The sequence below is a fragment of the Streptomyces flavofungini genome (assembly GCF_030388665.1).
In the GTDB taxonomy this organism is placed as follows: domain Bacteria; phylum Actinomycetota; class Actinomycetes; order Streptomycetales; family Streptomycetaceae; genus Streptomyces; species Streptomyces flavofungini_A.
On record NZ_CP128846.1, the window covers coordinates 7513930 to 7539126 of the forward strand.

General features: G+C 72.7%; 23 protein-coding genes. 12 read left to right on the forward strand and 11 right to left on the reverse strand.

Annotation, left to right across the window (positions count from 1 at the left end):
• Window positions 1-86 precede the first annotated feature (86 nt).
• Complete coding sequence (locus tag QUY26_RS32205; protein ID WP_289952897.1) at window positions 87-605, reverse strand: hypothetical protein; 519 nt, start codon at window positions 603-605, stop codon at window positions 87-89.
• Between the two features lie 311 nt (window positions 606-916).
• Between QUY26_RS32205 and QUY26_RS32210 the strand changes: the two genes are divergently transcribed.
• Window positions 917-1936, forward strand: a complete 1020-nt coding sequence (locus QUY26_RS32210; RefSeq protein ID WP_289952899.1) for a LysR family transcriptional regulator — start codon at window positions 917-919, stop codon at window positions 1934-1936.
• A 21-nt stretch (window positions 1937-1957) separates the two neighbouring features.
• Here QUY26_RS32210 and QUY26_RS32215 read toward each other — a convergent pair whose 3' ends face one another.
• Window positions 1958-3283 (reverse strand): erythromycin esterase family protein, encoded by a 1326-nt coding sequence (locus QUY26_RS32215; protein WP_289952900.1) that lies wholly within the window; start codon window positions 3281-3283, stop codon window positions 1958-1960.
• Window positions 3284-3490: 207 nt separating this feature from the next.
• Here QUY26_RS32215 and QUY26_RS32220 point away from each other — a divergent pair, with 207 nt between their 5' ends.
• Together QUY26_RS32220 and QUY26_RS32225 are read left to right on the forward strand one after the other, a co-directional pair.
• Entirely contained in the window at window positions 3491-4255 is a 765-nt protein-coding gene (locus QUY26_RS32220) for an SDR family oxidoreductase (RefSeq protein ID WP_289952902.1), read from the forward strand.
• Between the two features lie 187 nt (window positions 4256-4442).
• Complete coding sequence (locus QUY26_RS32225; protein WP_289952905.1) at window positions 4443-5036, forward strand: TetR/AcrR family transcriptional regulator; 594 nt, start codon at window positions 4443-4445, stop codon at window positions 5034-5036.
• A gap of 71 nt (window positions 5037-5107) precedes the next feature.
• Here the strand turns inward: QUY26_RS32225 and QUY26_RS32230 are convergent, their stop codons facing one another.
• The 3 genes from QUY26_RS32230 to QUY26_RS32240 all read right to left on the reverse strand — a co-directional run bounded on the left by QUY26_RS32230 (window position 5108) and on the right by QUY26_RS32240 (window position 7898).
• Window positions 5108-6322, reverse strand: a complete 1215-nt coding sequence (locus tag QUY26_RS32230; RefSeq protein WP_289952909.1) for an acyl-CoA dehydrogenase family protein — start codon at window positions 6320-6322, stop codon at window positions 5108-5110.
• Window positions 6323-6356: 34 nt separating this feature from the next.
• Entirely contained in the window at window positions 6357-7400 is a 1044-nt protein-coding gene (locus QUY26_RS32235) for a phosphotransferase family protein (RefSeq protein WP_289952910.1), read from the reverse strand.
• Between the two features lie 201 nt (window positions 7401-7601).
• Complete coding sequence (locus QUY26_RS32240; protein WP_289952911.1) at window positions 7602-7898, reverse strand: hypothetical protein; 297 nt, start codon at window positions 7896-7898, stop codon at window positions 7602-7604.
• Window positions 7899-8028: 130 nt separating this feature from the next.
• On the opposite strand from QUY26_RS32240, the gene QUY26_RS32245 reads away from it, so the two are divergent.
• Window positions 8029-8976, forward strand: coding sequence for an NADP-dependent oxidoreductase (locus tag QUY26_RS32245; RefSeq protein WP_289952913.1), 948 nt, complete (start codon window positions 8029-8031; stop codon window positions 8974-8976).
• Window positions 8977-9238: 262 nt separating this feature from the next.
• Here the strand turns inward: QUY26_RS32245 and QUY26_RS32250 are convergent, their stop codons facing one another.
• The 3 genes from QUY26_RS32250 to QUY26_RS32260 all read right to left on the reverse strand — a co-directional run bounded on the left by QUY26_RS32250 (window position 9239) and on the right by QUY26_RS32260 (window position 10667).
• Window positions 9239-9646: a DUF202 domain-containing protein gene (locus QUY26_RS32250; protein ID WP_289952917.1), complete on the reverse strand. Its 408-nt coding sequence runs from the start codon at window positions 9644-9646 to the stop codon at window positions 9239-9241.
• On the reverse strand, window positions 9643-10035 hold the full coding sequence (locus QUY26_RS32255) for a YidH family protein (RefSeq protein WP_289952920.1): 393 nt from the start codon (window positions 10033-10035) through the stop codon (window positions 9643-9645). The genes QUY26_RS32250 and QUY26_RS32255 overlap by 4 nt, the downstream gene beginning before the upstream one ends.
• Before the next feature lie 98 nt (window positions 10036-10133).
• Window positions 10134-10667 (reverse strand): NUDIX hydrolase, encoded by a 534-nt coding sequence (locus QUY26_RS32260; RefSeq protein WP_289952921.1) that lies wholly within the window; start codon window positions 10665-10667, stop codon window positions 10134-10136.
• 243 nt (window positions 10668-10910) lie between these two features.
• On the opposite strand from QUY26_RS32260, the gene QUY26_RS32265 reads away from it, so the two are divergent.
• The 5 genes from QUY26_RS32265 to QUY26_RS32285 all read left to right on the forward strand — a co-directional run bounded on the left by QUY26_RS32265 (window position 10911) and on the right by QUY26_RS32285 (window position 16978).
• Window positions 10911-12566, forward strand: a complete 1656-nt coding sequence (locus QUY26_RS32265; RefSeq protein ID WP_289952922.1) for an FAD-binding dehydrogenase — start codon at window positions 10911-10913, stop codon at window positions 12564-12566.
• 200 nt (window positions 12567-12766) lie between these two features.
• Window positions 12767-13729, forward strand: a complete 963-nt coding sequence (locus tag QUY26_RS32270; protein WP_289952924.1) for a hypothetical protein — start codon at window positions 12767-12769, stop codon at window positions 13727-13729.
• A 150-nt stretch (window positions 13730-13879) separates the two neighbouring features.
• The gene (locus QUY26_RS32275; protein WP_289952925.1) at window positions 13880-15487 is read left to right on the forward strand and encodes an APC family permease; all 1608 of its coding nucleotides are present in this window, start codon (window positions 13880-13882) and stop codon (window positions 15485-15487) included.
• A gap of 164 nt (window positions 15488-15651) precedes the next feature.
• Window positions 15652-16383: a molybdopterin-dependent oxidoreductase gene (locus QUY26_RS32280; RefSeq protein ID WP_289956231.1), complete on the forward strand. Its 732-nt coding sequence runs from the start codon at window positions 15652-15654 to the stop codon at window positions 16381-16383.
• Complete coding sequence (locus QUY26_RS32285; RefSeq protein ID WP_289952927.1) at window positions 16367-16978, forward strand: cytochrome b/b6 domain-containing protein; 612 nt, start codon at window positions 16367-16369, stop codon at window positions 16976-16978. Before QUY26_RS32280 ends, QUY26_RS32285 begins: the two co-directional genes overlap by 17 nt.
• A 187-nt stretch (window positions 16979-17165) precedes the next feature.
• Here QUY26_RS32285 and QUY26_RS32290 read toward each other — a convergent pair whose 3' ends face one another.
• Window positions 17166-18572: a GntT/GntP/DsdX family permease gene (locus QUY26_RS32290; RefSeq protein ID WP_289952929.1), complete on the reverse strand. Its 1407-nt coding sequence runs from the start codon at window positions 18570-18572 to the stop codon at window positions 17166-17168.
• Between the two features lie 119 nt (window positions 18573-18691).
• On the reverse strand, window positions 18692-19201 hold the full coding sequence (locus QUY26_RS32295; RefSeq protein WP_289952930.1) for a gluconokinase: 510 nt from the start codon (window positions 19199-19201) through the stop codon (window positions 18692-18694).
• 137 nt (window positions 19202-19338) lie between these two features.
• Between QUY26_RS32295 and QUY26_RS32300 the strand changes: the two genes are divergently transcribed.
• Entirely contained in the window at window positions 19339-20055 is a 717-nt protein-coding gene (locus QUY26_RS32300) for a FadR/GntR family transcriptional regulator (protein WP_289952931.1), read from the forward strand.
• Between the two features lie 79 nt (window positions 20056-20134).
• Window positions 20135-20539 carry a YchJ family protein gene (locus tag QUY26_RS32305; RefSeq protein WP_289952933.1) on the forward strand — a complete coding sequence of 135 codons (405 nt, stop codon included), beginning with the start codon at window positions 20135-20137 and terminating at the stop codon, window positions 20537-20539.
• Window positions 20540-20584: 45 nt separating this feature from the next.
• On the opposite strand, the gene QUY26_RS32310 is transcribed toward QUY26_RS32305, so the two are convergent.
• On the reverse strand, window positions 20585-21913 hold the full coding sequence (locus tag QUY26_RS32310) for a lipase family protein (protein WP_289952936.1): 1329 nt from the start codon (window positions 21911-21913) through the stop codon (window positions 20585-20587).
• Window positions 21914-22294: 381 nt separating this feature from the next.
• Here QUY26_RS32310 and QUY26_RS32315 point away from each other — a divergent pair, with 381 nt between their 5' ends.
• Complete coding sequence (locus tag QUY26_RS32315; RefSeq protein ID WP_289952938.1) at window positions 22295-25171, forward strand: peroxidase family protein; 2877 nt, start codon at window positions 22295-22297, stop codon at window positions 25169-25171.
• Window positions 25172-25197 lie beyond the last annotated feature (26 nt).

Here is a 25197-nt window from a genome sequence, read left to right on the forward strand (position 1 = left end):
CGGGGAGCTCAACGGGAACACGCGGGAGCCGGTGCCGTCCCCCGGGCGGCGGCACCGGTTCCCGCGTGGGTCTGCGGGGCGCGCGGTCAGTAGGGCATCCGGTCGCCGGGGTGGGCGGGGGCGCCGTAGGGCACGGCGGCGGGCGGGCGCGGCGTCTTCTGGTCGCGGGCGTAGCGGTTGGTGGGCGGGAGCCAGCAGCAGACGACGGCCACGAGCACCGTGAGCAGTGCCACGAAGCTCGTCGCCATGACGGATTCGGGTTCGTAGTCACCCAAGATGAGGACATGGGGGAACAAGGCAACGACGCCCGAAATGGTAATGAATACGCGGGCCCAAGTAGCCGCCTTCTTGCGGACGCAGAGCGTGAATAGAAGGAGACACACGGCGGTGAAAATGGCGAATCCGGCGCGGGCCGTGAGCGCCCCGGCGCGGTCACTGACGAGATCGTCCCAGATGGGCCCCGAGAGGGACTTGATGTCGGCCGCTGTCGTATTCGACGGCAGTCCGACGACATCCGGATGGTCGTCGATGACGTCCCTGATGTTCTCGTCGGCCATGTCATTGCCGCCGGCGAAGACGAGCACCGCGCCGACGACTGCGGACACCACGGATATGGCAGAGGTCCAGACCAGAGTGGTCAGCGTGCCGGGCCGCCGGACCGCGCGGTGTGCGCGGGCCGCGCGGCGGGGGCCGACCGGCGCGGGCGCGACCTGGTATTGACTCACGGGTGCGACTCTCCTCGCAGAGATGAAGGTTCGAGTGGGATTGTCTCGACCATTCCATGGGCGCCACGAACACGGCCAGCATTTCCTGTAAGAAATCCCCAGATAATCTGGGGTGATCGAGGGATCAGTTTCCGCGGCGGCTATGCTGCAATGCCGTAAAACTCAAAGGGAGTTGGAGAGAGTAAGTTCGCATGGCCTTAAACGGTCCCACGCAGTACCCCGCGGAACTGCTGGACACCACGATGGATCAGCTCCGTACGCTGCTCGCCGTGCACGAGACCGGCACGGCGCTCGCCGCCGCGCGCCAGCTCGGCCGGGAGCAGTCCAGCGTCCAGAAGCAACTGGACACGATGAACCGCACGTTCGGCGCGCTGTGCGGCGAGGCACTCGTGCTCAAGCGGGGCCGCGGGAAGGACGTCCTGTTCACCGCCACCGGGGAACACCTGGTCGCGCTCGCGCGCAGCACGCTGTCCGCCTGGTCGGACGGCATCCACGACGCGCGCCGCCGCCTCGGCCGCACCCTCTCGGTCGGCTCGACCCGCTACACCCTCGGCTTCCTCCTGGACGCCGTGGAGCGCGTCAGCGACGCCTACGAACGCCGCGGCGTGGACCTGAAGGTCACCCACGTCCGCACCGGCGACCTCTTCGCCCGGCTGCGGTCCAAGGAACTCGACCTGGTCTGCGGCAGCATCGTGGTCACGGAGGGCCAGGAGGCCGAGCTGGAGCCGTACGAGATCGTGGAGTGGCGGCGCAGCGGCCTGTCGATCCTCACGAACCTGCCGCCGGAGAAGCTGCCCGCCGACGCGGTCGGCGCGAGCGAACTGCCGGGCCTGCCCCTGGTGGTCTCCGCCGGCGGCCTCATCGCCCGCTTCCTCACCGCCTGGTACGGCGCCGACTTCCGCAAGGAGATGTCCATCGCGGCCGAGATCGAGGCCGCCCACTACGGCTTCGAACTGCTGCGCTCCGGCGTGGTCAGCGGGGCGATGCTCGTCACCCGCGGCATCGCGGAGGCCGCCGAGTCCGGCAGCCTCCCCGAGGCCGGCGGCCTGCGCCGCCTCGACGTGACCGGCGACGTCGGGCCGCGCACCGAGGTCCTCGTCGGCGTCTTCACGCGGCGGGGCGACCGCGCCTCGTACGACGCAAACCATCCCCTGAACCTGCTCTGGGACGCCCTGGCGAAGGACAACGGGCGCTGGTGGCTCAGCAGTTGACCGGCCGAGCCACCGACGGGGCTACTGCGGCCGGTGGGCGGCCGTGGTCCGGTGCAGATGGATCAGGACGTCGTGGTTCGCGCCGAGCCGGATCTCGTACGGGCCGTCGGGGTAGGCGGTGCCGATGCTGCGGGTCGGGCGGGGCTTGTCCAGCCACTTGCGGGCGGCGGCGGGCGCGGTGCGCATGTCCACGTAGTAGTCGTCGTAGGAGACCTTGTCGAGGGTGTGTTCGTTCATGCCGGGCGTGGCCGCGCCCACGGTCCGGGGCTTCCACTTCGAGTCCTGGGGCCCGGTCGCCATGAACGAGCCCTGGTCGAAGGTGAACCCGATGCTGCGGTACTTCGTGCCGAGCGCGTCCCGCAGGAAGGAGCCCTGCATCTTCGGGTAGTTGGGGTCCCGCGACTCGTACCCGACGTGGGCGTTGTGCGCCGACGCGAGCACCTTGCCGCCGGTGTGCCGCTGCCACCACACGGTGTTCGCCGCCATGATCCGGTCGCGGTACAGCATCGCCCCCTTGACCCCGGCGGGCGTGTCGGTGTCGAAGGCGTAGATCTCCGCGGTCTGCATGACGGACCGGGCGTGCTGCAGGATCAGCCCGAACTTCTTTCCCCTGCGGTCCGGTTGGATGCCCTTGACCAGCTCGTAGGCCGCCCGCGCCTGCTTCGCGAGCCGGGCGCGCTCGGCCACGGGCAGGGCCAGGTGGGCGTCGCCGTCCGTGACCTTGCGCAGGGGCGCGTACAGGGCCTTGAGCCGGTCGAGCCGGCCGGGCTCGTGGCGGCGGACGTAGTCGGTCACGGCGTCGTACAGCTCGACGCCCATGTCCGGGTTGTTGAGGTCGTTGCCGAGGAAGCGCACCTGGCTCTGCGGGTGCCGCTCGTTGTACTGCCGCATCCAGGCGAGCAGCTCGATGTACTCCTGGTTGTACCAGGGGCCCTTCGACAGCTCCTGGCGGACGAGCTCGCGCACGTCTCCCGGGCCGCCGCGCACATAGGCGTCGAAGCGCAGTCCGGTCTTCCAGCTCGCCTCCAGGGCGAAGGTCCGAAAGCCCTTCTCCTGGACGAGGTAGCGGAACAGCCGGTCCTTCATGGTGAAGAACTCGTGCGTGCCGTGGGTGGCCTCGCCGAGTCCCACCACCTTGGCGTCGCCCACCATGCGGCCGAGGGGCCGCAGGTCCTTCGTCGACCCGGCGGGGCCCGTGGCGCGCAGCGGGTGCGCGGCGCTCTCGATGGCCCGTACCGGGCTGTCGGGGCGCGGGGTGGCGGCCGTGGCCGCGGGCGCCAGCAGGGCCCCGGTCCCGACCGCCGTGACCAGCATCAGCGAGGCCCGGGACGAGGTGGTGCGTGCCATGTTCTTCCTCCTGGCAATCGTGCTCTCCATGAAGATCACGATTCCGTGCCGCGGACCGCGCGACCATCCCGGAGGCACCCCGTCCGAGGGTGGGGTTCGCTCCACCAGGAGGCGGGGGCCACCGGGACCGGAGACCCCCTTCCGGCACAACATACCGACTGGTTAGTCTGCGATGGAGAACGTGATCGAGGCCGAAGGAGACCGTCCGTGGAGAGCCTGCAGGGCAAGGGAGTCGTCGTCACCGGAGCGGGTGGCGGGATCGGGGCCGCGCTGGCCCGCCGCTTCGCCGCCGCCGGGGCCCGCGTCGTCGTGAACGACCTGGACGCGGCCAGGGCGGCGGAGGTGGCCGCCGAGGTGGGCGGCGTCGCCCTGCCCGGCGACGCCTCCGCGGTCGTCGCCGACGCCATGGCCGCGCTCGACGGCACCGTCGACGTGTACTGCGCCAACGCGGGCCTCGCGTCCGGCGGCACCGAGGCCGCGGCCGAGCGGGTGTGGGCCGACGCCTGGGACGTGAACGTGATGGCGCACGTGCGGGCCGCGGACGCCCTGATCCCCGGCTGGCTGGAGCGGGGCGAGGGCCGGTTCGTGTCCACGGTGTCGGCGGCCGGGCTGCTCACGATGGTGGGCGCCGCGCCGTACAGCGTCACCAAGCACGGGGCGTACGCCTTCGCCGAATGGCTGTCCCTGACCTACCGTCACCGCGGCGTCAAGGTCCACGCCATCTGCCCGCAGGGCGTGCGCACGGACATGCTCACCGCCGCGGGCTCCGCCGGGGAACTCGTCCTCGCGCCCACCGCGATCGAGCCCGAGGACGTCGCCGACGCGCTGTTCGCCGGCATGGCCGAGGACCGCTTCCTGATCCTGCCGCACCCCGAGGTCGCCGCGTACTACCAGGCGCGGGCCGCGACCCCCGACAAGTGGCTGACGAGCATGAACCACATCCAGCAGAAGTGGGAGGCGTCCGGGCGGTGAGCGGACCCCGGGCCGCCGCCGCGCAGAAGTACCCCCGTGCGGTGGAGGTCCTAAAGACGCCGCCGGGGAGCGCGAATGGGAAGATCCTTCGGCGGGAACCGCGTTCCCGTCCATGAAGACCCGCGGTGGATCGCGGCGGGACGGCTGGAAGACCAGAACAGCATGCAACGGAAGGCAGGTGGCGGCAGTGGCCAGAACGACGGACGGTGACGGTACGCCCGTCCCGCAGAGGCTGCTCGCCGCCGCCACCCGGCTCTTCGCCGACCGCGGCTACGACCGCACGTCCGTGCAGGAGATCGTCGAGGCGGCAGGCGTCACCAAGGGCGCCCTCTACCACTACTTCGGGTCCAAGGACGACCTGCTGCACGAGGTGTACGCGCGGATGCTGCGGGTGCAGCAGGAGCGGCTCGACGCGTTCGCCGACGCGGACGAGCCCGTGGAGCGGCGGCTGCGGGCCGCGGCGGCCGACGTCGTCGTCACCACCATCGCGAACCTGGACGACGCCTCGATCTTCTTCCGGTCGATGCACCACCTCAGCCCCGAGAAGCACAAGCAGGTGCGGGCCGAGCGGCGCCGCTACCACGAGCGGTTCCGCGCCCTGATCGAGGAGGGCCAGGAGGCCGGGGTCTTCTCCACGGCGACCCCGGCGGACCTCGTCGTGGACTACCACTTCGGCTCCGTGCACCACCTGTCGACGTGGTACCGCCCCGACGGCTCCCTGACGCCGCAGCAGGTCGCCGACCACCTGGCGGACCTGCTGCTGCGGGCGCTGCGGCCGTAGGCCCGGAGACCTGGAGGCCGGACCGGAGGGGGCGGCAGGCCGCCGGCCCGCCGCCCCCCCCCGTGCCGGAATCAGAGGTACCGCTTCAACTCCCGCCGCGCCAGCGACCGCTGGTGCACCTCGTCGGGACCGTCGGCGAGCCGCAGCGTGCGCGCCGCCGCCCACAGCTCCGCCAGCGGGAAGTCCTGGCTCACGCCGCCCGCGCCGTGCAGCTGGACGGCCCGGTCGAGGATGTCCACGACGGTCCGGGGCGTGGCGATCTTGATGGCCTGGATCTCGGTGTGCGCGCCCTTGTTGCCCACCGTGTCCATCAGCCAGGCCGTCTTCAGGACGAGGAGGCGCACCTGCTCGACCGCGACCCGCGCGTCCGCGATCCACTCCTGGACCACGCCCTGCCGGGCCAGCGGCTTGCCGAACGCGGTGCGCTCCACGGCCCGGCGGCACATCAGCTCGATGGCCCGCTCGGCCATGCCGATGAGCCGCATGCAGTGGTGGATGCGGCCGGGACCGAGCCGCGCCTGGGCGATGGCGAAGCCGCCGCCCTCCTCCCCGACGAGGTTCGCCGCGGGCACCCGGGCCCCGTCGAAGACCACCTCCGCGTGCCCGCCGTGGGAGTGGTCCTCGTACCCGTACACCCGCATCGCGCGGCGCACTTCGACGCCCGGCGTGTCGCGGGGCACGAGCACCATCGACTGCTGGCGGCGGATGTCGGCGCCGTCCGGGTCGGTCTTGCCCATCACGATGAAGACCTTGCAGTCGGGGTTCATCGCTCCGGAGATGTACCACTTGCGGCCCGTGATGACGTACGAGTCGCCGTCCCGCTCGATGTGCGTGGTGATGTTCGTGGCGTCCGACGAGGCCACCTCGGGTTCCGTCATGGCGAACGCCGAGCGGATCTCGCCCGCGAGCAGCGGCTCCAGCCACTGCTTGTGCTGCTCGTCCGTGCCGAACTGGGCGAGCACCTCCATGTTGCCGGTGTCCGGTGCCGCGCAGTTGAGGGCGGTCGGCGCCAGGTGCGGGCTGCGGCCGGTGATCTCGGCGAGCGGCGCGTACTGGAGGTTCGTCAGGCCCGCTCCGTAGCGCGCGTCGGGCAGGAAGAGGTTCCACAGGCCCTGGCGGCGGGCCTCGGCCTTCAGCTCCCCGACGACGGCGGGCGTGTCCCACGGCGAGGCCAGGGCGGCACGCTGCTCCTCGGCCACCGGCTCGGCGGGCAGGACGTGCTCGTCCATGAAGGCGAGCAGCCGGCCGCGGAGTTCCTCGGTGCGGGCGTCGTATGCGAAGTGCATGGTGGTGTCCGGGTCCTCTCAGGCTGGTGCCGGGTCAGGCTTCCGACAGGGTGGTCAGGCCGTGCTCGATGAAGACGGGCACGAGCTCGCCGATGCGGTCGAAGCCCGCCCCGACCGTCTGGCCGAGGGTGTAGCGGTAGTGGATGCCCTCCAGGATCACGGCGAGCTTGAACCAGGCGAACGCCGTGTACCAGGCGACGGCGGTGACGTCCCGGCCGGAGCGGGCGGCGTAGCGCTCGATCAGCTCGGCCGGGTCCGGGTGGCCGGGGGCGCCCGCCGTGGTGCTGACGGGCGAGTCGGGTACCTCGAGGCGCACGCTGTACATCACGAGCAGGCCGAGGTCGGTGAGCGGGTCGCCGAGGGTGGACATCTCCCAGTCGAGGACGGCGGTGATGCGGTCGGCGTCGCCCGAGGTGTCGAGCAGGACGTTGTCCAGGCGGTAGTCGCCGTGCACCACGGTGGGCGCGGGGGAGGCGGGCAGGGATCGGCCGAGGGCCGCGTGCAGCTCCTCGATGCCGGGCAGCTCACGGCCGCGGGAGGCGTCCAACTGCTTGCCCCAGCGCCGCAGTTGCCGGTCGAGGAAGCCCTCGGGCCGGCCGAAGTCGCCGAGCCCGACCGCCTCCGGGTCCACGGCGTGCAGGTCCACCAGGGTGTCGACGAGGCCGAGCACGGCGGCACGGGTGCGCTCCGGGCCGAGCGGCGCGAGCTGCTCCGCGGTGCGGTAGGGCGTGCCCGCCACGAACTCCATCACGTAGAACGGGGCGCCGAGCACCTCCTCGTCCTCGCACAGCAGCACCGGCCGCGGCACCGGCACGTCCGTCGGGTGCAGGGCGCTGATCACCCGGTGCTCGCGCCGCATGTCGTGCGCGGTGGCGAGGACGTGTCCGAGCGGCGGGCGCCGCACCACCCAGCGGTTCGTCCCGTCCGTCACGGCGTACGTGAGGTTCGACCTGCCGCCCTCGATCAGCCGGGCCGTGAGCGGGCCCGCGGCGAGCAGGCCCGGCCGTTCGCGGTCGAGGTGGCCGCGCAGCCGGTCGAGGTCGAGGCCGGGCGGGCCGAGGGGGCGGTCTGGACTCATGGGCGGATCGCTCCTGATCATGAACGACGGGCAGCGGACGGGGGTCGGTGGTGCCAACGCTGCCGTTCATGATGCCGACCAGTCGGTATGTCGTCCAGAGGGTCCGGGCGGAACGTGATCAGGATCGCGGGTGCCGTGCGGATGCCGTGCAGGCGGGCGCCCGGCCGGGGAAGGGGTGACCGGGCGCCCTGGGAGGAGGGTTCAGTGGTCGTCCCAGTGGCCGTCGTGCGCGGCGTGCCGGTGCCCGTCGTGGACGTAGTCGACGTGATCGCCGTGGAGTACGCCCTCGTGCCCGCAGCCCTCGCCGTGCTGGTGGTCGTGGCCCTCGTGGGTGACGTGCTCGCTCGGCTCGCACTCGTCGTAGTGGCCGTCGTGCGCGGTGTGCAGGTGGCCGTTGTGGGCGTAGTCGACGTGGTCGCCGTGCGGCACCGCCTGGTGGCCGCAGTCCGGACTGTGGGTGTGGTCGTGGGCCGCGTGTTCCTGGTGGAGCGTGGTCATGACTGCGCCTTCCGTGCGGGAGCTGTCCCTGTCGGCCGTGCCGGGTGACTCTCTCAGGCTAGTCCCCGATGCCTGTTTGATCCCGTTGTGAAAGCTTTTCACTACTTCTCTGACTCCGTGAGGCGACCCGATGAAAGCGATCAGCTACCGCGCGTACGGCGGGCCCGACGTCCTCGAGTACGGCGACGTGCGCGACCCGAAGGTCGGACCGGACTCCGTCCTCGTCAAGGTGCGTGCCGCGGCCCTCAACCCCGTCGACCACAAGTGCCGCGAGGGGTATCTGGACGCCGTCCTGGACACCGTCTTCCCGGTGATCCCCGCCTGGGACGTGGCGGGCGTGGTGGTCCAGCCGGGGGCCGCCGCCCCGGAGTTCGCCGTCGGCGACGAGGTCATCGGCTACGTGCGCGAGGACTTCCTCTCCCGCGGCACCCTCGCCGAGTACGTGGCGGCCCCGGTGCGCACCCTCGCGCGCAAGCCGCGCAACCTCACCTTCGAGGAGGCCGCGGGCCTGCCCCTGGCCGGGCTCACCGCCTACCAGGTCATCCACAGGGCCTTGTCCGTCACGGACGGCGACACCGTGCTCGTGCACGCCGCCGCGGGCGGTGTCGGCACCTTCGCCGTGCAGCTCGCCCGGCACGCGGGCGCCCGCGTCATCGGCACCGCGAGCGAACGCAACCACGACTACCTGCGCGAGCTCGGCGCGGAGCCGGTCGTGTACGGCGACGGACTCGCCGAGCGGGTGCGCGCCCTCGCCCCCGAGGGCGTCGACGCGGCCTTCGACACGATCGGCGGCGACACCCTGAAACTCTCCGCGGACCTCCTCGCCCCCGGCGGCCGCCTCGCCTCCATCGCCGACGGCTCCGTCGCCGCCCTCGGCGGCCAGTACTGCTTCGTCCGCCCCGACGCCGCCGACCTGACCCGCCTCACCGGACTCGTCGAACAGGACGTCCTCACCGTCCACGTCCAGGAGACGTTCCCCCTGGACCGGGCGGCGGACGCCTTCCGCCTCCTGGAGGAGGGGCGGACGCGGGGCAAGATCGTGGTGCGGGTGGACTGGGCGGAGGAGGGCGGGCGGTAGGAAGGGAGTGGGGAGGGGGGAGAGGGGAGGGGGGAGAGGGGAGGGGCGGGGGAGTCGGCTCAGGGGACCGCCCAGGGGGTGGGGAGCAGGTTCGGGGCAGGCCGGGGGCGGGATTCCTTTGGGCTCGGGGCCGCTCGGGGCCGCTCGGGCGGAGGCCTGGCCCAGGGGAGCGGGCACCCAGCTGGCGACCCGCCAGGGACCGGGCCAGGGCCCGGACGGCGGCCCGGGGCGGAGTCGCGGCCAGAGATCGGGTGAGGCTCGGCTAGAGGATCAGCGCTGCCGCGCACACCGCGAGCGCCCCCGTGCACACGGTCGCCGCGGCGGCGGCGCGGCGGCTCAGGGCGCGCGGGCGGGCCGCCGTGAGCGTGGTCATCCGGCGGTGCGCCACCACCAGGAAACCCAGCCACAGCAGCAGACACAGCGCGCACGCGACGGCGGCCACCACGGACGCCCCGTCGCGCAGCGCGGCCCGGGCGCCGAGCACCGCGGCGACGGTGCAGGTGAGGGTGGTACGCCGCCACGCGAGGCGGGTGCGCTCGGGCTGGAGGCCGGGGTCGCGGGGCGCGGGGGCCTGGAGGGCGGCGCCCCCGGCCCCACCGGCACCCCCGGCCCCACTGACGTCTCTGGCCCCACTGGCACCCCCGGCCCTGGGGCCCGCGGCCTCGCTCACCCCTCCCACCCGAACACCACGACCACCACCATGGCCACCGCGACCACCGCCACCACCACGCCGAGCAGCGCCGGGAAACGGGACGCGGGCAGGTCGTCGCCGCGGCGCATGGCCTGCTCGCAGCGCACCCAGTGGTTGACGGCGCGCAGCGCGCACAGCACACCGGCGGCGAGCAGCGCGAGGGCGAGGCCGACGCGCACGCCCCAGCGCAGGTCGGGCAGGAACTGGTCCACGGCGAAGCCGCCACCGATCAGCGCGAGCGCGGTGCGCAGCCAGGCCAGGAAGGTGCGTTCGTTGGCGAGGGAGAAGCGGTAGTCGGGGGTCTCGCCCTCCTGCCGGACGCGCTCGGGGGCGAACCACAGCCGCAGGCTCTGTACGAAGGTGCTCACCGTTGCACGATAGGTCGCCCGGCACGGCCGTCGCCCGCCGGGCGCACCGGGCGACGCCGGGCGCACCGGGTGACCGGGGCGCTCTGGGCCGCGTCAGGTTACTCCGCGGCCCGGAACGCCCGAATCCGCTCGTACGCGTCGAGGCCGTCCGGCACCCACGCCCACTCCGTGGCCCGCCGCGCCAGCTCCTCGTCCGTGAGGAAGTCGTGCCAGGCGACCTCCTCGCGCTGCGGGTCGACCGGGGTCGTGCAGCGCACTTCGTACACGAACGACCACCAGGTGCGCCCGGCGCCGTCGTCGAACAGGAACTTGAACAGCGGTACGGGGCGGGGGAGTCCGCTGACGCCGAGTTCCTCCTGGGCCTCGCGCAGCGCCGCGTCCTCGTACGACTCGCCCGCCGCGACGACACCGCCGACGAACATGTCGTACCGGGACGGGAAGACCAGCTTGTCCGCGGTGCGGCGGTGCACGAAGACGCGGCCTTCGGCGTCGCGGACCTCGATGAACACGCAGCGGTGCCGCAGGCCGCGGGCGTACACCTCGCCGCGCGGCGCCGTCCCCACGACGTTGTCGTCCTGGTCGACGACATCCACCACCTCGTCCGCCGGATCGGCGGCCCCACCCATATCCATCCCTCCATCCAACAGCACCCCCTGGGAGGCTCCGCCCCAGGCCCCCGCTCCTCAAACGCCGGAGCGGCTGTCTCCACACCCACCTGCTTGAACTCCCACCGGCTCACCAACAGCCCGGCACCGTCAGCCCGCCCCGCAGGGCCACAACCCACCCCCGACAGTTGACTCCACCCCCCGCCCCACCCAGGATCTGACCCACCGGTAACCCCGCCAGCCGAACACCTCACCCCCAGAGGAGCCCCCATGGCCTACGACGCAGACGTGATCGTGATCGGCGCGGGCCTCGCCGGCCTCACGGCGACCGCCGAGCTCGTCGACGCGGGCCGCAGGGTGATCCTCGTCGACCAGGAACCGGAACAGAGCCTCGGCGGCCAGGCCCACTGGTCCTTCGGCGGCCTGTTCTTCGTGGACTCCCCGGAACAGCGCCGTATGCGCATCAAGGACCACAGGGAACTCGCCCTGCAGGACTGGCTGGGCACGGCGGCCTTCGACCGCGACGAGGACCACTGGCCCCGCAAGTGGGCGGAGGCGTACGTGGACTTCGCGGCGGGCGAGAAGCGCCCCTGGCTGCACGCCCAGGGCGTCCGCTTCTTCCCGGTGGTCGGCTGGGCCGAACGCGGCGGCTACGACGCCCAGGGCCACGGCAACTCCGTCCCCCGCTTCCACATCACGTGGGGCACGGGCCCCGGCCTCCTCGCCCCGTTCGTGCGCCGCGTCCAGGAGGGCGCGGCCCGCGGCCTGGTGCAGTTCAAGTTCCGCCACCGCGTCACGGGCCTCGCGCGCACGGGCGGCGTCGTCGACACCGTGAGCGGCGAGGTCCTCGAGCCCTCCGGCGTAGAGCGCGGCAAGGCGAGCAGCCGCGAGGTCACCGGCTCGTTCGAGCTCCGCGCCCAGGCGGTGATCGTCACGTCCGGCGGCATCGGCGGCAACCACGACCTCGTCCGCGCCAACTGGCCGGAGCGCCTCGGCAGCCCGCCGGAGAAGATGATCTCGGGCGTGCCCGCGCACGTGGACGGCCTGATGCTCGGCATCGCCGAGGGCGCGGGCGCGCACCTGATCAACCGCGACCGGATGTGGCACTACACGGAAGGCATCGAGAACTGGGCCCCGATCTGGGACAAGCACGGCATCCGCATCCTGCCGGGACCGTCCTCGCTGTGGCTGGACGCCCGCGGCAACCGTCTGCCCGTACCGCTGTTCCCGGGCTTCGACACGCTCGGCACGCTGGACCACATCATGCACACCGGGTACGACCACACGTGGTTCGTGCTCAACCAGCGCATCATCGGCAAGGAGTTCACGCTCTCCGGGTCCGAGCAGAACCCGGACCTGACGGGCAAGTCCGTGCGCGGCGTCATCGACCGGGCGCGGGCCGACGTGCCGGGCCCGGTCAAGGCGTTCATGGACCACGGCGCCGACTTCGTCGTGGAGCGCGACCTGGGCGCGCTGGTGCGGGGCATGAACGCCCTGACGAAGGAACCCCTCATCGACGAGGCCGCGCTGCACCGCACCATCGCCGCGCGCGACCGCGAGATCGTCAACCCGTTCACGAAGGACCTGCAGGTCAACGCGATTCGCGGGGCGCGCAAGTTCGTCGGCGACCGGCTCATCAGGACCGTCGCGCCGCACCCGATCCTCGACCCGAAGGCGGGCCCGCTCGTCGCCGTGCGCCTGAACATCCTCACCCGCAAGACCCTGGGCGGCCTGGAGACCGACCTGTCCTCGCGCGTGCTCCAGGAGGGCGGCGACCCGCTGCCGGGCGTGTACGCGGCCGGGGAGGCCGCCGGATTCGGCGGCGGGGGAGTGCACGGCTACCGCTCCCTGGAAGGGACGTTCCTCGGCGGCTGCCTGTTCTCGGGTCGTGCGGCGGGGCGGGCTGCGGGGCAGGCGGTCGGCTAGGAGGTGTCCGGCGGGGCCGGCCGGTCGGGGCCGAAGCGGGCGGGCCGCGTCGGACGGCCAAGTCGGGTGCCCGGAGCCGGAGTTGGGTAAGGAGTCGCGCACGGGGCTGACGGTGACGAGGCCTTGACGCGGAGTATCGTGTACCGCTTTGCTGTGCGTAATCACACGCTCGCCCAACGCGTCGGGGAGGACGTCCAGCGGTGTCTCCACCTCCGCCCCCGCCGCTCGGCCGCTCCCGCAAGAAGGCCGCGCACGCCTTCGACGCCGCCCTCGACGACGCCGAACTCGTCACCGCCCGCGCCGCGTTGGCCCAGGGGCGCTGGACCGAGGCGCGCGCGCTGCTCGCCGCGACCGGCGACGACTGGGACCGCAGGGGCCACCGCTTCGACGTCCTCGGGCGCGAGTCCGCCACCGCGGCCTGGGCCCGCGACTGGCGGCTCGCCGAACCGGAGAGCGTCGACGCCGTCGCCCTGCTCGCCTTCGCCGCCGTGCACCGGGCGCTGCGTGGCAAGGAACGCTCCGAGAAGGCCCGCGCCGCCTGCCGCGAGGCCGCCGCGCTCGTCCCCGCCGACCCCACCCCGTGGCTCGCGCTGCTGCTCCTGGAGCGCAGCCTCGGCCACGAGGAGGACGTCGTACGCCTCTTCGACGAGGTCCGCCACCGCCACCCCGAGCACCACCACGCCCACCACCTGATGGTCGCGCGCCTCGCCGAGCGGCGGCCCGGCGCGGGCCAGGACCCGCTGCACGAGGTGTACGACTTCGCGTCGTGGGCCGCCGAACAGGCCCCCGACCACTCGCCGCTGGCCGTGCTCCCGGTGGTCGCGCACGCCGAGCGCTACCGCGTGCTCGCCACCGTGGGCAGCGAGAACAAGGACCCGGTCGCCTCGGGACACTGGACGAGCCGCCGCGCCCGGCAGGTGATGAAGTCGTCCTTCGACTGGTGGCTCGAGTGGGAGATGCCGCACCGGTCGGTGCACCCGCGTGCCTTCGTCGACCTCAACTTCCTCGCCCACGCGAGGTTCTGCGAGGGCCGGGCCGCCGAGTCCGCGGCCCTGTTCCACCGCATCGGCCGGTACGCCACCGAGGTCCCCTGGTCCTACCCGGACCGCGATCCGCACCAGGCCTACTTCGCCGCCCGCGGCGCGGCACTCGGCACGGCCTGACCGCGTACCCCTCGCGACTGCGCACCACCCCTGCACAGCAGACGCACCACCCGCACGTGACACGCACCACCCGGCACAGGAGACGCACGACCACCGGCACAGGAGACGCACGACCAACGGCCCCCTGCGGGCGGAGAGGACAACCGCGCCATGGCGACGGGCAGTTCGAGCACCAGTGCAAGCAGCAGCCGCGGCGGCACCGGATCCCGCGGCAAGTCCGTCCCGCGTCAGGGCGGCATCAGCACCTACATGGGCCAGGAACGGGCCCTGCGCGCGGGCCGCCTCGGCACCGCGGGCCTGCTCCTCTCCGTGCTCGCCGCCACCGGGCCGCTCATGGTCGTCGCGGGGGTCATGCCCACGACGTACGGCGTGATGGGCGTGGTGGGCCAGCCCCTGCTGTTCCTGATACTGGGCGTCGTCCTCGCCCTGTTCAGCTTCGGCTACGCGGAGATGAGCCGGCACGTCCACAACGCCGGCGCCTTCTACGCCTACATCTCGCGCGGCCTCGGCGGCACCGCGGGCGCGGCCGCCTCCGCCGTCGCGCTCGTGGCCTACAGCGTGCTCCAGGTGGGCCTGTTCGGGCTGCTCGGCTTCGAGGTGGCCGGGCTGCTCGAAAAGTATGCCGAAGTCACCGTCGGCTGGTGGATCCCCGCCCTCGTCGCCGTCGCGATCGTCGGCGCCCTCGGCTGGCTGAAGATCGACCTGAACGCGCGCGTGCTCGGTGTGCTGCTGCTCGTCGAGGTGGCGCTCGTCGTCATCTTCGACATCGCCGCCGTCGCCGACCCGGCGAAGGAGGGCCTGTCGCTGCACGCCTTCAACCCCGACACCCTCACCGGCGCGGGCGTCGCCACCTCGCTGTGCTTCTGCATAGCGGCGTTCACCGGCTTCGAGCAGGCGCCCGTGTACGCCGAGGAGACCAGCCGCCCCCAAGTCGTGGTCGCGCGCGTGATGTTCTTCGCCGTCGGCTTCGTCGCCGTCTTCTTCGCCCTCAGCTCCTGGGCCCTCACCGTCGCCGCCGGGCCCTCCGGCATCGTGCCCGCCGCACAGCAGCAGAGCGCGGGCCTGCTGTTCGGGCTCACCGAACCGCGCCTCGGCACCACCTTCACCGACGTCCTCCACGTCCTGTTCGTGACCGGCATCTTCGCGGCCGTACTGAGCTTCCACAACGTCGTCGCCCGCTACGCCTTCGCCATGGGCCGCGAGGGCCTGCTGCCCGCTGCGTTCGGCCGTACCAACAGCGCGAGCGGCGCGCCGGGCACCGGCTCGCTGCTCCAGACCGCGATCTCCGTCAGCGTCGTGATCGCCTTCGCCCTCACCGACGACGCCCCCGCCGGCGACCCGACCGCTCCCGTCCTGCGCCTGTTCACCTGGGGCGGCAACGTGGGCGCGCTCGGCGTGCTGCTCCTGATGGCCACCGCGTCCGTCGCCGTCATCGTCTTCTTCGTCCGGCGCGGCGCCGCGGGCCCCCAGATCTGGCGGATCACCGCGTCCGCGCTCGCCGCCGTCGCGCTGCTCGTCATCGCGGGCTACACCGTCAAGGACTTCGACGTCCTCGTGGGCGCGGGCCCCGACTCGTCGCTGAGCTGGGTCCTGCCGGGCATCATCGGCCTCACGGCGGTCGTCGGCATCGCGTACGGGGCGTACCTGAAGAAGGCCCGCCCGGCGGCGCACGCGCGCATCGGCCTCGGCAACGAGGCGTTCCAGCTGGAGAAGGCGGCGGGGGACGCGGGGCGCGAGGGCACCCCCCGGCGGATGTGACGGCGTGGATGTGACGAACCGCTGACGGACACCCGCGGGCCCTGGCCTCCCGTGCCCGCGGGTGCTCGAATCGAGGGGTGACCACCGAACACCGGGACGCGGGCGAAGAGAGAGCCCCGGCGCACGGGCGCGAACCGGCCGACGGGCGTGCTCCCACCGGCGAACTGCTTGATCCGGCCGCCCAACCCGAGGCCGACGGCACCCCCGTGGGCCGCCGACTCGTCCTCGGCACGCTCGCGCTCGGTGCCCTCGGCGTGGCCGCGGCGCCCCCGCTGCAACGCGGCCTCGAACGCTTCCTGGGCGCCGCGTCCGACAAGGACCCCACCGGCCTCACCCAGCTCCTGCCCAACGGCGGCGGTTTCCGCTACTACTCGGTCGCCTCCTCCGTACCGCGCAAGGACGCCTCCTCCTACCGCCTCACGGTGACCGGTCTCGTCCACCGCCCCGCCACCTACACCCTCGCGGAGCTGCGCGGGCGCCCGCAGACCCGGATCGTCCGTGACGTGCAGTGCGTCACGGGCTGGCGGGTCCCCGACACCCCCTTCGAGGGCGTCCGGCTCTCCCGCATCCTCGACGCCGCCGGGGTCCGCCCGGACGCCCGCGCCGTCCGCTTCACCTGCTTCGACGGGACGTACAGCGAGAGCCTCACCCTCGAACAGGCCCGCAGGAGCGACGTGTTGGTGGCGCTGCGCATGCGGGACGAGGACCTGAGCCACGCCCACGGCGGCCCCGTCCGCCTCTACGTCGCGCCCATGTACTTCTACAAATCCGCGAAATGGCTGTCCGGCATCGAACTCACCGACAAGGTCGAGCCCGGCTACTGGGAGCGCAGGGGATATGACGTGGACGCGTGGGTCGGCCGGTCGAACGGGCGCAGCGATGACCCCACCGCCTGAGACCGGGCGGGTGCCGCGGTTCAGCCCCGGCGAGCGATGGGTGCACCGCGGCACGGCCTGGCTGATGAGCGTGTGCGTGCTGAGTGCCGCGTGCCTGTACGTGCCCCAGCTCGCCGAACTCGTCGGCCGCCGGGCCCTGGTGGTGGACGTCCACAAGTGGTCCGGGCTGCTGCTCCCGCTGCCGTTCCTGCTCGGCCTCGCCTCCCGCGCCTTCCGCGCGGACCTGCGGCTCCTCAACCGCTACGGCCCGCACGACCGGCGTTGGCTCGCCGCCGTCCGCCGCCGTGATCCGCGCGGGACGGCGCGCTGGGCGGGGAAGTTCAACGCCGGGCAGAAGGTGTACGCCGCGTGGGTCGGCGGGGCGGTGCTCGTCATGCTCGGTACGGGGCTCGTCATGTGGCGCACCGAGCTCTTCCCGCTCCTGTGGCGCACGAGCTCCACGTTCGTCCACGACTGGCTCGCCCTCACCCTCGGGCTCGTCCTCCTCGCCCACATCGCCCTCGCCCTGCGCGACCCCGAGGCCCGCCGCGGCATGCGCACCGGCTCGGTCGACCCGGACTGGGCGGACCGGGAGCATCCGCTGTGGCGCAGGTAGGGGCCTTCGCGGTGCGCCCCAGTGAGGATGTGCGGGTGGATTCCAGCCCGTCCGGCGCTTGAGGACGAGCCGCGAAGCAGCGGGATCCGGCGGAGGCTCCCCCCCCCGAAGGGCAGACCCACCTCCGAGGTCCAGGGGCGCGGCCCCGGTTTCGGAGAAGGGGCGGGACCGGGGCGCCCCGCGAGGCCTACAGCACCAGCGAAAGCAGCAGCACGAACCCCAACGCCACCACGGAGATGATCGTCTCCATCACCGACCACGTCTTGATGGTCTGCCCCACGTCCAGCCCGAAGTACTCCTTCACCAGCCAGAACCCCGCATCGTTCACATGGCTGAAGAACAACGACCCCGCCCCGATGGCAAGCACCAGCAGGGCCGCGTGCGAGGTGGACATGTCCGCGGCGAGCGGAGCGACAAGCCCGGCCGCCGAGATCGTGGCGACGGTCGCCGACCCCGTGGCGAGCCGGATCGCGACAGCGATGAGCCAGGCGAGCAGCAGCGCGGGAATGGACCAGTCCTCGGAGAAGTCGAGGATCATCTGGCCGACGCCCACGTCGATGAGGGTCTGCTTGAAGCCACCACCGGCACCGACGATCATCAGCACACCGGCGATGGGGGCGAGGGACTTCTCGACGGTCGCGGAGAGCCGCTCCTTGGTGAAGCCCGCGGCCCGCCCGAGGGTGAACATCCCGACGAGCACGGCGGCGAGCAGCGCGATCAACGGCGACCCGACGACGTCGAAGACGCGCTGGACGGTGGCGTCGGGGTCGTCGACGACGATGTCGACGAGGGCCTTGGCGAGCATCATGACGACGGGCAGCAGCACGGTGGCGACGGTGACGCCGAAGCCGGGCCGCTTCTCCAGGTCCTCGGAGGGCCGCTGCGGAATCATCTTCTCGGGCGGCGCCACATCCACCCACCGGGCGGCGACCTTCGAGAAGACGGGACCCGCGATGATCACGGTGGGGATGGCGACGAGCACACCGAGCGCGAGGGTCACACCGAGGTTGGCCTTGACGGCGTCGATGGCGACGAGCGGGCCGGGGTGCGGCGGGATGAGGCCGTGCATGACGGAGAGCCCGGCGAGCGCGGGGATGCCGATGCGCATCAGGGAGTAGTTGCCGCGCTTGGCGACCATCAGGACGACGGGGATCAGCAGCACGATGCCGACCTCGAAGAACAGCGGAAGCCCGATGACGGAGGCGATGAGCACCATCGCCCACGGCATGGCACGCCCGCCGGACCGCCCGGCCTTGGCGAGGATCGTGTCGACGATCTGGTCCGCGCCGCCGGAGTCCGCGAGCAGCTTCCCGAGGATCGCGCCGAGCGCGATGAGGACGCCGACGCCCGCGACGGTGGAACCGAGCCCGGTGGTGAAGCTGGCGATCGCCTTGTCGAGCGGCGCGCCCGCGAAGGCGCCGAGCGCCAGCGACCCGATGGTCAGCGCCAGGAAGGCGTGGACCTTGAACTTCGTGATGAGCAGAACGATGACGGCGATGCCCGCGAGAACGGCGATCCCGAGCTGGGCGTGGCCCGCCGAGGTGATCGGTTCGACGGGGTCCGCTGCCAGCATCTCGACGCTGAGACTGGTCACGGTGGGTTCCTTGTACGTGGACGGGGAGGGGGCGTGCGGGGGGTGGGGTGGGGCGTGCGGGGCCGGGGGAGCGGCCGGTCAGTGGTGGGTCGGGGGAGAGAGGAGGAGGCCGGGGCCGGTCAGCGGTCGCGGGCGGCGAGCGCCGCCGCGGCCCGGTCGGCGATCTCCGCGGGCGTGCCCGCGACGTCGACGTCGACGCCCGCCTCGTCGGGCCCGAGCGGCTGGAGCGTCGCGAACTGCGAGTCGAGCAGCGCGGTCGGCATGAAGTGCCCCTTGCGCTGCCGCATCCGCTCCTCGATGAGGGCACGGTCGCCGGTGAGGTGGACGAAGAGCAGGCCGGGCGCGGCGGCCCGGAGCCGGTCGCGGTAGGCCCGCTTCAGCGCCGAGCTGCTGACCACGCCGCCGAGTCCGGCGCGGCCGTGGGCCCACTCACCGATGGCATCGAGCCACGGCCAGCGGTCGTCGTCGGTCAGCGGGGTGCCGGCCGACATCTTGGCGATGTTCGCCTCGGGGTGGAAGTCGTCGCCCTCGGCGTAGGGAACGCCGAGCCGGGCCGCGAGCAGGGGACCGACCGTGGTCTTGCCGGTGCCCGCTACGCCCATGACCACGACGACGTGGGTGGTGCTCATCGCTGCTGCTGCCTCGCTGTCCTCGTCGACATCGATCGGTTCACGCCACTGAAACCCATTAGGTCAGATGAATTCAAGAGGCTGTGATGCAAAAGTCTGACTTTTTGAGTACGCGCGTCCCCTCGTACGCTGACGTCATGACCGCACAGGCCCGGGGGCTGCACGCCCGCGTACTGGACAGCCTCGGGCCCGCCATCACCGCGGGCGAGTACCCACCCGGCAGCGTCCTGCGCACGGACGAACTCGCACAGCGCTTCGAGGTGTCACGTTCGGTGATGCGCGAGGTGGTGCGCGTCCTGGAGTCCATGCACCTGGTCGAGTCCCGGCGCCGCGTCGGCGTGACCGTGCGGCCCACCGAGGAGTGGAACGTCTACGACCCGCAGGTCATCCGCTGGCGCCTCGCGGGCGCCGACCGCCCGCGCCAGCTGCGCTCCCTGACCGTCCTGCGCTCCGCCATCGAGCCGGTGGCCGCGGGCCTGGCCGCGCGGAACGCCACCGCCGAGCAGTGCGCCGCCCTCACCGAGTGCGCCCTCGGCATGGTCGCCACCTCCCGCGGCCGCCGCCTGGAGGAGTACCTGGTGCACGACATCGCCTTCCACCGCGTCGTCCTCGACGCCTCCGGCAACGAGATGTTCGCCCGGCTCGGCGACGTGGTCGCCGAGATCCTCGCGGGCCGCACCCACCACGACGTCATGTTCGAGGACCCCGACCCGGCAGCAGTGACCCTGCACGTGCGGGTGGCCGAGGCGGTGCGGGAAGGCGACGCGGACCGCGCCGAGGCCCTGACCCGCGAGATCGCCGAGGGCGCCCTCAAGGAGCTGGACATCCTGGCGCCCCCGCCCCCGACGGGCTGACCCGGCCCTCAACGGCCGCCCCGGCGCCCCGCGGCCCCGGCCGCCCCCCGTCCGCCCTGGTGAGGGGAGAATGGGCGCCATGTCCCGACGCACCCCCACGCGCCCCGAGCCCTGCCCCTGCGGGCACCCCCTGCCGTACGAGAAGTGCTGCGGCCGACTGCACCGGGGCGAGGCCGCCGCCGCGCACCCCGAGGAACTGATGCGGTCCCGCTACAGCGCCTTCGCGCGGCGCGACGAGGCGTACCTGCTGCGCACCTGGCACCCCCGGACCCGGCCGCCGCGCGTCGCGTTCGACCCGGCGATGCGCTGGACCGGGCTCACCATCGAGGACACCGCCGACGGCACGGCGTTCCACACCACGGGCACCGTCACCTTCCGCGCCCGCTACACCGACGGCGGGCGCCCGGACTCCCTGCACGAGCGCAGCCGCTTCGAGCGGGTGGACGGGGCGTGGGTGTACGTGGACGGCGACTTCATCGACTGACCTGCGCCGCTCGGCCCCGCAGCCTGAGCGCACGTCCCGTAGGCCTCAGCGCACGTCCCCGTACTCGCTCAGGACCCCCGCCGGAGCCAGCGCGTTGACGTAGTGCCCGGGACCGTGGTCGTCGAAGGAGTACGCGAACGGCACGGTGCGCGTCAGGGCGAGGCGCGCCGCGAAGAAGGCGAGCGGCGCGACGACCGCGAGCCCGGCGAGGGTGTCCATCTGCGGATAGTGCCGACCCGGTTCGTGGACCTCGCTCCAGCCGGACTCCGGGACGTGGCGCAGCGGCGAGAGCACCCGTTCCGCCGCCCGCGCGGTGTGCTCCGGCAGCCTCCGCAGGGGCGCCCGCAGCAGCCGTCCCGGCAGCGCCGCCGCCTCCACACCCGCGTTCCCCAGGGCGGCGAGCACGCCGTCGACCGGGGAGCGCGCCTTGCGGTAGTGGAACTCCCTGCCGAAGGGCGCGTACGGGCCGACGGGGCGCGGCGGCAGCGCGGGCACCACGTCGCGGTCGTAGATGTACCGCAGCAGCCGGTCCCGCAGCACGTGCACCCCGCGCTCGTCCACGGCCGTCCGGCAGGCCCGCGCCAGGTCGGGTCCGCCGAGCATCGGCTGGCCGAAGGTGTAGACGGCGCGCAGTTTCTGCGCGACGGCGCGGTAGCGCGGCTCGTGGGCGAGGACCACGCCCATCAGCGCGGCCGTGGCACCGCCCAGGCTGTGCCCGGTGATGTACAGCGCCTGCATGCCGTCGCCGCGCACGTCGTGCTCGTCGGGGTTGACCGACTCGCCGCGCAGCGCCCGCTCCAGGGCCCTCATGACCAGGTACCGACTCGCGCGCATCGTGCGGTAGAAGCCCGCGTGCACCTCGTGCCTGCGCCCGCCGAGCTCCACCGAAAGGGTCTCGGGCCGCACGTCGGCGTCGGTGAGGATGCTGATGATGTCCTCGGGCTGGGTGCCGCGGTAGCAGAGGATCACCACCCGCCGGTCCTCGTCCTGCACGAGATACGCCGCCGACGCGATGTACAGCGCGTCCACGCGCAGCTCGAACAGCCGGCAGCGGTTCCGCTCCAGGCCGAGCCGCGCCATCATCGTGGCGACGGTGTCCGGCGCGCCGCGCTGCGCGAACCCCGCGTAGGCGTACGCCGAACAGGCAGCGAGCGCGTGCGGGATCACGCCGTCCGGATCGGGCTGCTCCGCGCCGTCGACCAGGCGCTCCACCAGGTCCGGATAGACCGGGAACCCGGAACTCTCGGGGCCTTCATCCCCCTTGCCCCCCTTGCCGTCCTTGCCCCCCTCATCCCCCTCGCCCCCCTTGTTCATGGACCGCTTGAGCGGCCGCAGCTCGGCGAAGTCCGGACCCACGACGTACTCGTCCCGCATGGCGTCCCCCCGTAACAGGCGGTGGCGGCAACGGACTTGTGAGCACACCACCGGAGCGCGCACACCGTCAACGCGAGCGCGCGCCCGCTTGCGCGACCCGTCGGGACCCGGCCACACCGGTGCCCCGCGCGTGGGGTTGCTGGAGAAGGAGGCGCGCACGGGACGTGCCGCCGACGGACGCGGGCCCCCGGCCGTGGCCCTGACGGGCCCAAACGCCGCAGCCCGCGTGCCAGTTCGAGCCGGCGGTGCCCCCGCGCACATAGGCGGGATCGCCCGCTGTAATCCGTCCGGCCCCGCCAGTAGCGTCTACGCCTCTGCGGTGCACGCCCGCACCTCGCGTGCGCGCGGTCCGTTTCCTCCCCCGTCCGAAGGAAGCGCCCGATGATGTCTCCAGGACAGCCCTCAGGACAGTACGAGCAGAGCTACGAGCGCTACCAGGGCGGCAGCCCCGAAGCGGAGCGCATCCTCTTCGAACGGCTCGCGCGCGAGCTGATGAAGGTGCAGAGGACCAACATGCGGGCCGCGAACGCCGGTTCACCGGCCCGCGTCCAGCACGCCAAGTCCTCGCTCGGCGTGGAGAACGCCCGCCTGCGCTTCCGCGACGACCTGCCGGAGGAGCTGCGCTGCGGCTACGCCCAGCCGGGCGCCGAGTACCCCGCGACGGTCCGCCTCTCCGGCGCGAGCGGCATCGGGCAGGCGGACGGGGCACCGGACCTGCGGGGCGCCGCCGTGCGCGTGGAGGTCTCCGCGGAGGAGAGCCACGACCTGCTCGCCACCAACTGGCCGGTGTCGCACGCCAAGGACGCCCGGGAGTTCGTGGCCTTCGCCAAGGCCCTCGCCGGCGCCCGCAGCCCTCTGCAGAAGGCCTTCGGCCTGTTCGTGAAGCTCCCGCTCGCCGTCGGTCTGTCGACCGCGACCCGCATGCGCCGCAACATCCAGGCCGCCACCCGCCACACCGTCAACAGCCTCGCGGGCGAGACGTACTTCAGCCGCGGCGCCACCCTCTGGGGCACCGCGGGCCCCGTGCGCTATCTGCTGCGCCCGGCGGGCAGCGCCGCCCCCGCCGCGCGCCCGGACCGCCGCGACCCCAACTACCTGCACCGCGAGCTCGCCCACCGCCTCGCGACCACCGACGTCGCCTTCGAGCTGTGCCTGCAGCGGTACGTCGACGAGACCCGCACGCCCGTCGAGGACGGCGCCGTGGAGTGGCGCGAGGCCGTCAGCCCCGCCGTGCCCGTCGCCCGCCTCACCATCCCCAGCCAGGACCTGGACACCGCACAGGCCCGCTCGGCCGCGCGGCGCGTGGAGGAACTGGCGTTCAACCCCTGGTACACCACCGACGAGTTCCGCCCCCTCGGCAACCTCAACCGCGCCCGCAAGGCCGCCTACGAGGCGAGCGCCGCGTACCGCAAGGGCCTGCGCTTCAGCACCGAGGAGCCGCTGCGCAACCGGGTGCTCGGCGTCCCCGTGGGCGCCGCCTTCCGGCTCCTGAACCGGGCCGTGCCCTGGCACCGCCTGCCCCTCCAGCTGAGCCTGCTGAACCTGGTCTTCCTCCGCAAGGTCCTCCGCCGCTTCAACCTCATCGACACCGACGTGCACGAGGCGCCGCCCAGGGCCGTCCCGGTACCGCCGCTCCCGGACGAGCGGCTGCGTACGGCCCGCTCCTACGACGGCACGTACAACGACCTGTCCGCCCCCGCCATGGGAGCCGTCGGCGCGGCCTTCGGCCGCAACATGGCACCCGACTACCGCCCCGACCTCTTCGACACCCCGAACCCGGTCACGGTCAGCCGCCAGCTCCTCTACCGCGAGACCTTCCTGCCCGCGACGACCCTCAACGTCCTCGCGGCCGCCTGGATCCAGTTCCAGGTCCACGACTGGGTCAACCACCGCCGCTACCCCGCGGGCACGAAGACCGTCGAGGTGCCCCTGCCCCCCGGTTCGTCCTGGCAGAACACCCCCGGCGGGCCGCCCGAGACCGTCATGCGCTTCGCCGAGAACGAGGGCATCCATGTGTCCGACGGCCGCCCGCCCGTCCTCTTCGCCAACACCGCGTCCCACTGGTGGGACGGCTCCGAGGTCTACGGCGCCGACGAGGCGACCGCGAAGTTCCTGCGCGCCCCCGACGGCGGCGCCGACCTGCGCCTGGAGGAGGGGCACCTGCCCATCGGACAGAACGGCGTCCCGCTGTCCGGCTTCACCGACAACTGGTGGCTCGGCCTCAGCGTGATGCACACCCTGTTCGCCCGCGAGCACAATGCGGTCTGCGCGGCGCTGCGGCAGGCGTACCCCTCGATGAGCGAGGAGTCCGTCTACCACACGGCCCGGCTCGTGGTCTCCGCCCTCATCGCGAAGATCCACACCGTGGAGTGGACCCCGGCGATCCTCGCCACCGAGGCCATCGACCTCGGCCTGCACACCAACTGGGAAGGCCCGCCCGACAACTGGCTCAACAAGCTGGGCCTGTGGCTCCTGGAAGCCCACTCCCTCACCGGCATCCCGAAGACCCTCCCCGACCACCACAACGCCCCGTACTCCCTCACCGAGGACTTCGTCACCGTCTACCGCATGCACCCGCTCATCCCCGACGACTACGAGCTGCGCGAGCACCACTTCGGCCGCCGCCTGGAGGCGGTCGGCTTCCTCGACATCAACGGCGCCGCGGCCGAGGGCGCCATCCGCAAGACCGGCCTCGCCAACACCCTGTACTCCTTCGGCATCGCCCACCCCGGCGCGATCACCCTCCACAACTTCCCGCGCGCCCTCCAGAAGTTCGAACGCGAGGGCGAACTCATCGACCTCGCCGTCGTCGACCTCGCCCGCACCCGCCGCCGCGGCGTGCCCCGCTACAACGACTTCCGCGCGGGCTTGCACAAACAGCGCATCCGCAACTTCGAGGACCTCACCGAGAACCCGGAGACCCTCGCCCGCCTGAAGGACGTCTACAGCTCCGTCGACGAGATCGACACCATGGTCGGCCTGTTCGCCGAGAACCCGCCCACCGGCTTCGGCTTCAGCGACACCGCGTTCCGCGTCTTCATCCTGATGGCCACCCGCCGCATCCAGAGCGACCGCTTCCTGACCGTCGACTTCCGCCCCGAGATCTACACCCCCCTGGGCATCGACTGGGTCCAGAAGGGCGGCATGAACTCCGTGATCCTCCGCCACTGCCCCGACCTGGCAGCCCTGCTCCCTCGCACCGGCACGGCCTTCGCACCCTGGCGCCAGGTCCCTCCGACGAACAGCGGAGGGGCGTAGCAGGCAAGGGCCGGACATGAAGAAAG

Bases quoted from the DNA above. Each gene is read 5' to 3' on its own strand.
- QUY26_RS32210 (WP_289952899.1), top strand. From the start codon at position 917: ATGGCCTTAAACGGTCCCACGCAGTACCCCGCGGAACTGCTGGACACC.
- QUY26_RS32215 (WP_289952900.1), bottom strand. From the start codon at position 3,283: ATGGCACGCACCACCTCGTCCCGGGCCTCGCTGATGCTGGTCACGGCG.
- QUY26_RS32230 (WP_289952909.1), bottom strand. From the start codon at position 6,322: ATGCACTTCGCATACGACGCCCGCACCGAGGAACTCCGCGGCCGGCTG.
- QUY26_RS32235 (WP_289952910.1), bottom strand. From the start codon at position 7,400: ATGAGTCCAGACCGCCCCCTCGGCCCGCCCGGCCTCGACCTCGACCGG.
- QUY26_RS32240 (WP_289952911.1), bottom strand. From the start codon at position 7,898: ATGACCACGCTCCACCAGGAACACGCGGCCCACGACCACACCCACAGT.
- QUY26_RS32245 (WP_289952913.1), top strand. From the start codon at position 8,029: ATGAAAGCGATCAGCTACCGCGCGTACGGCGGGCCCGACGTCCTCGAG.
- QUY26_RS32260 (WP_289952921.1), bottom strand. From the start codon at position 10,667: ATGGATATGGGTGGGGCCGCCGATCCGGCGGACGAGGTGGTGGATGTC.
- QUY26_RS32265 (WP_289952922.1), top strand. From the start codon at position 10,911: ATGGCCTACGACGCAGACGTGATCGTGATCGGCGCGGGCCTCGCCGGC.
- QUY26_RS32275 (WP_289952925.1), top strand. From the start codon at position 13,880: ATGGCGACGGGCAGTTCGAGCACCAGTGCAAGCAGCAGCCGCGGCGGC.
- QUY26_RS32285 (WP_289952927.1), top strand. From the start codon at position 16,367: ATGACCCCACCGCCTGAGACCGGGCGGGTGCCGCGGTTCAGCCCCGGC.
- QUY26_RS32295 (WP_289952930.1), bottom strand. From the start codon at position 19,201: ATGAGCACCACCCACGTCGTCGTGGTCATGGGCGTAGCGGGCACCGGC.
- QUY26_RS32300 (WP_289952931.1), top strand. From the start codon at position 19,339: ATGACCGCACAGGCCCGGGGGCTGCACGCCCGCGTACTGGACAGCCTC.
- QUY26_RS32305 (WP_289952933.1), top strand. From the start codon at position 20,135: ATGTCCCGACGCACCCCCACGCGCCCCGAGCCCTGCCCCTGCGGGCAC.
- QUY26_RS32310 (WP_289952936.1), bottom strand. From the start codon at position 21,913: ATGCGGGACGAGTACGTCGTGGGTCCGGACTTCGCCGAGCTGCGGCCG.
- QUY26_RS32315 (WP_289952938.1), top strand. From the start codon at position 22,295: ATGATGTCTCCAGGACAGCCCTCAGGACAGTACGAGCAGAGCTACGAG.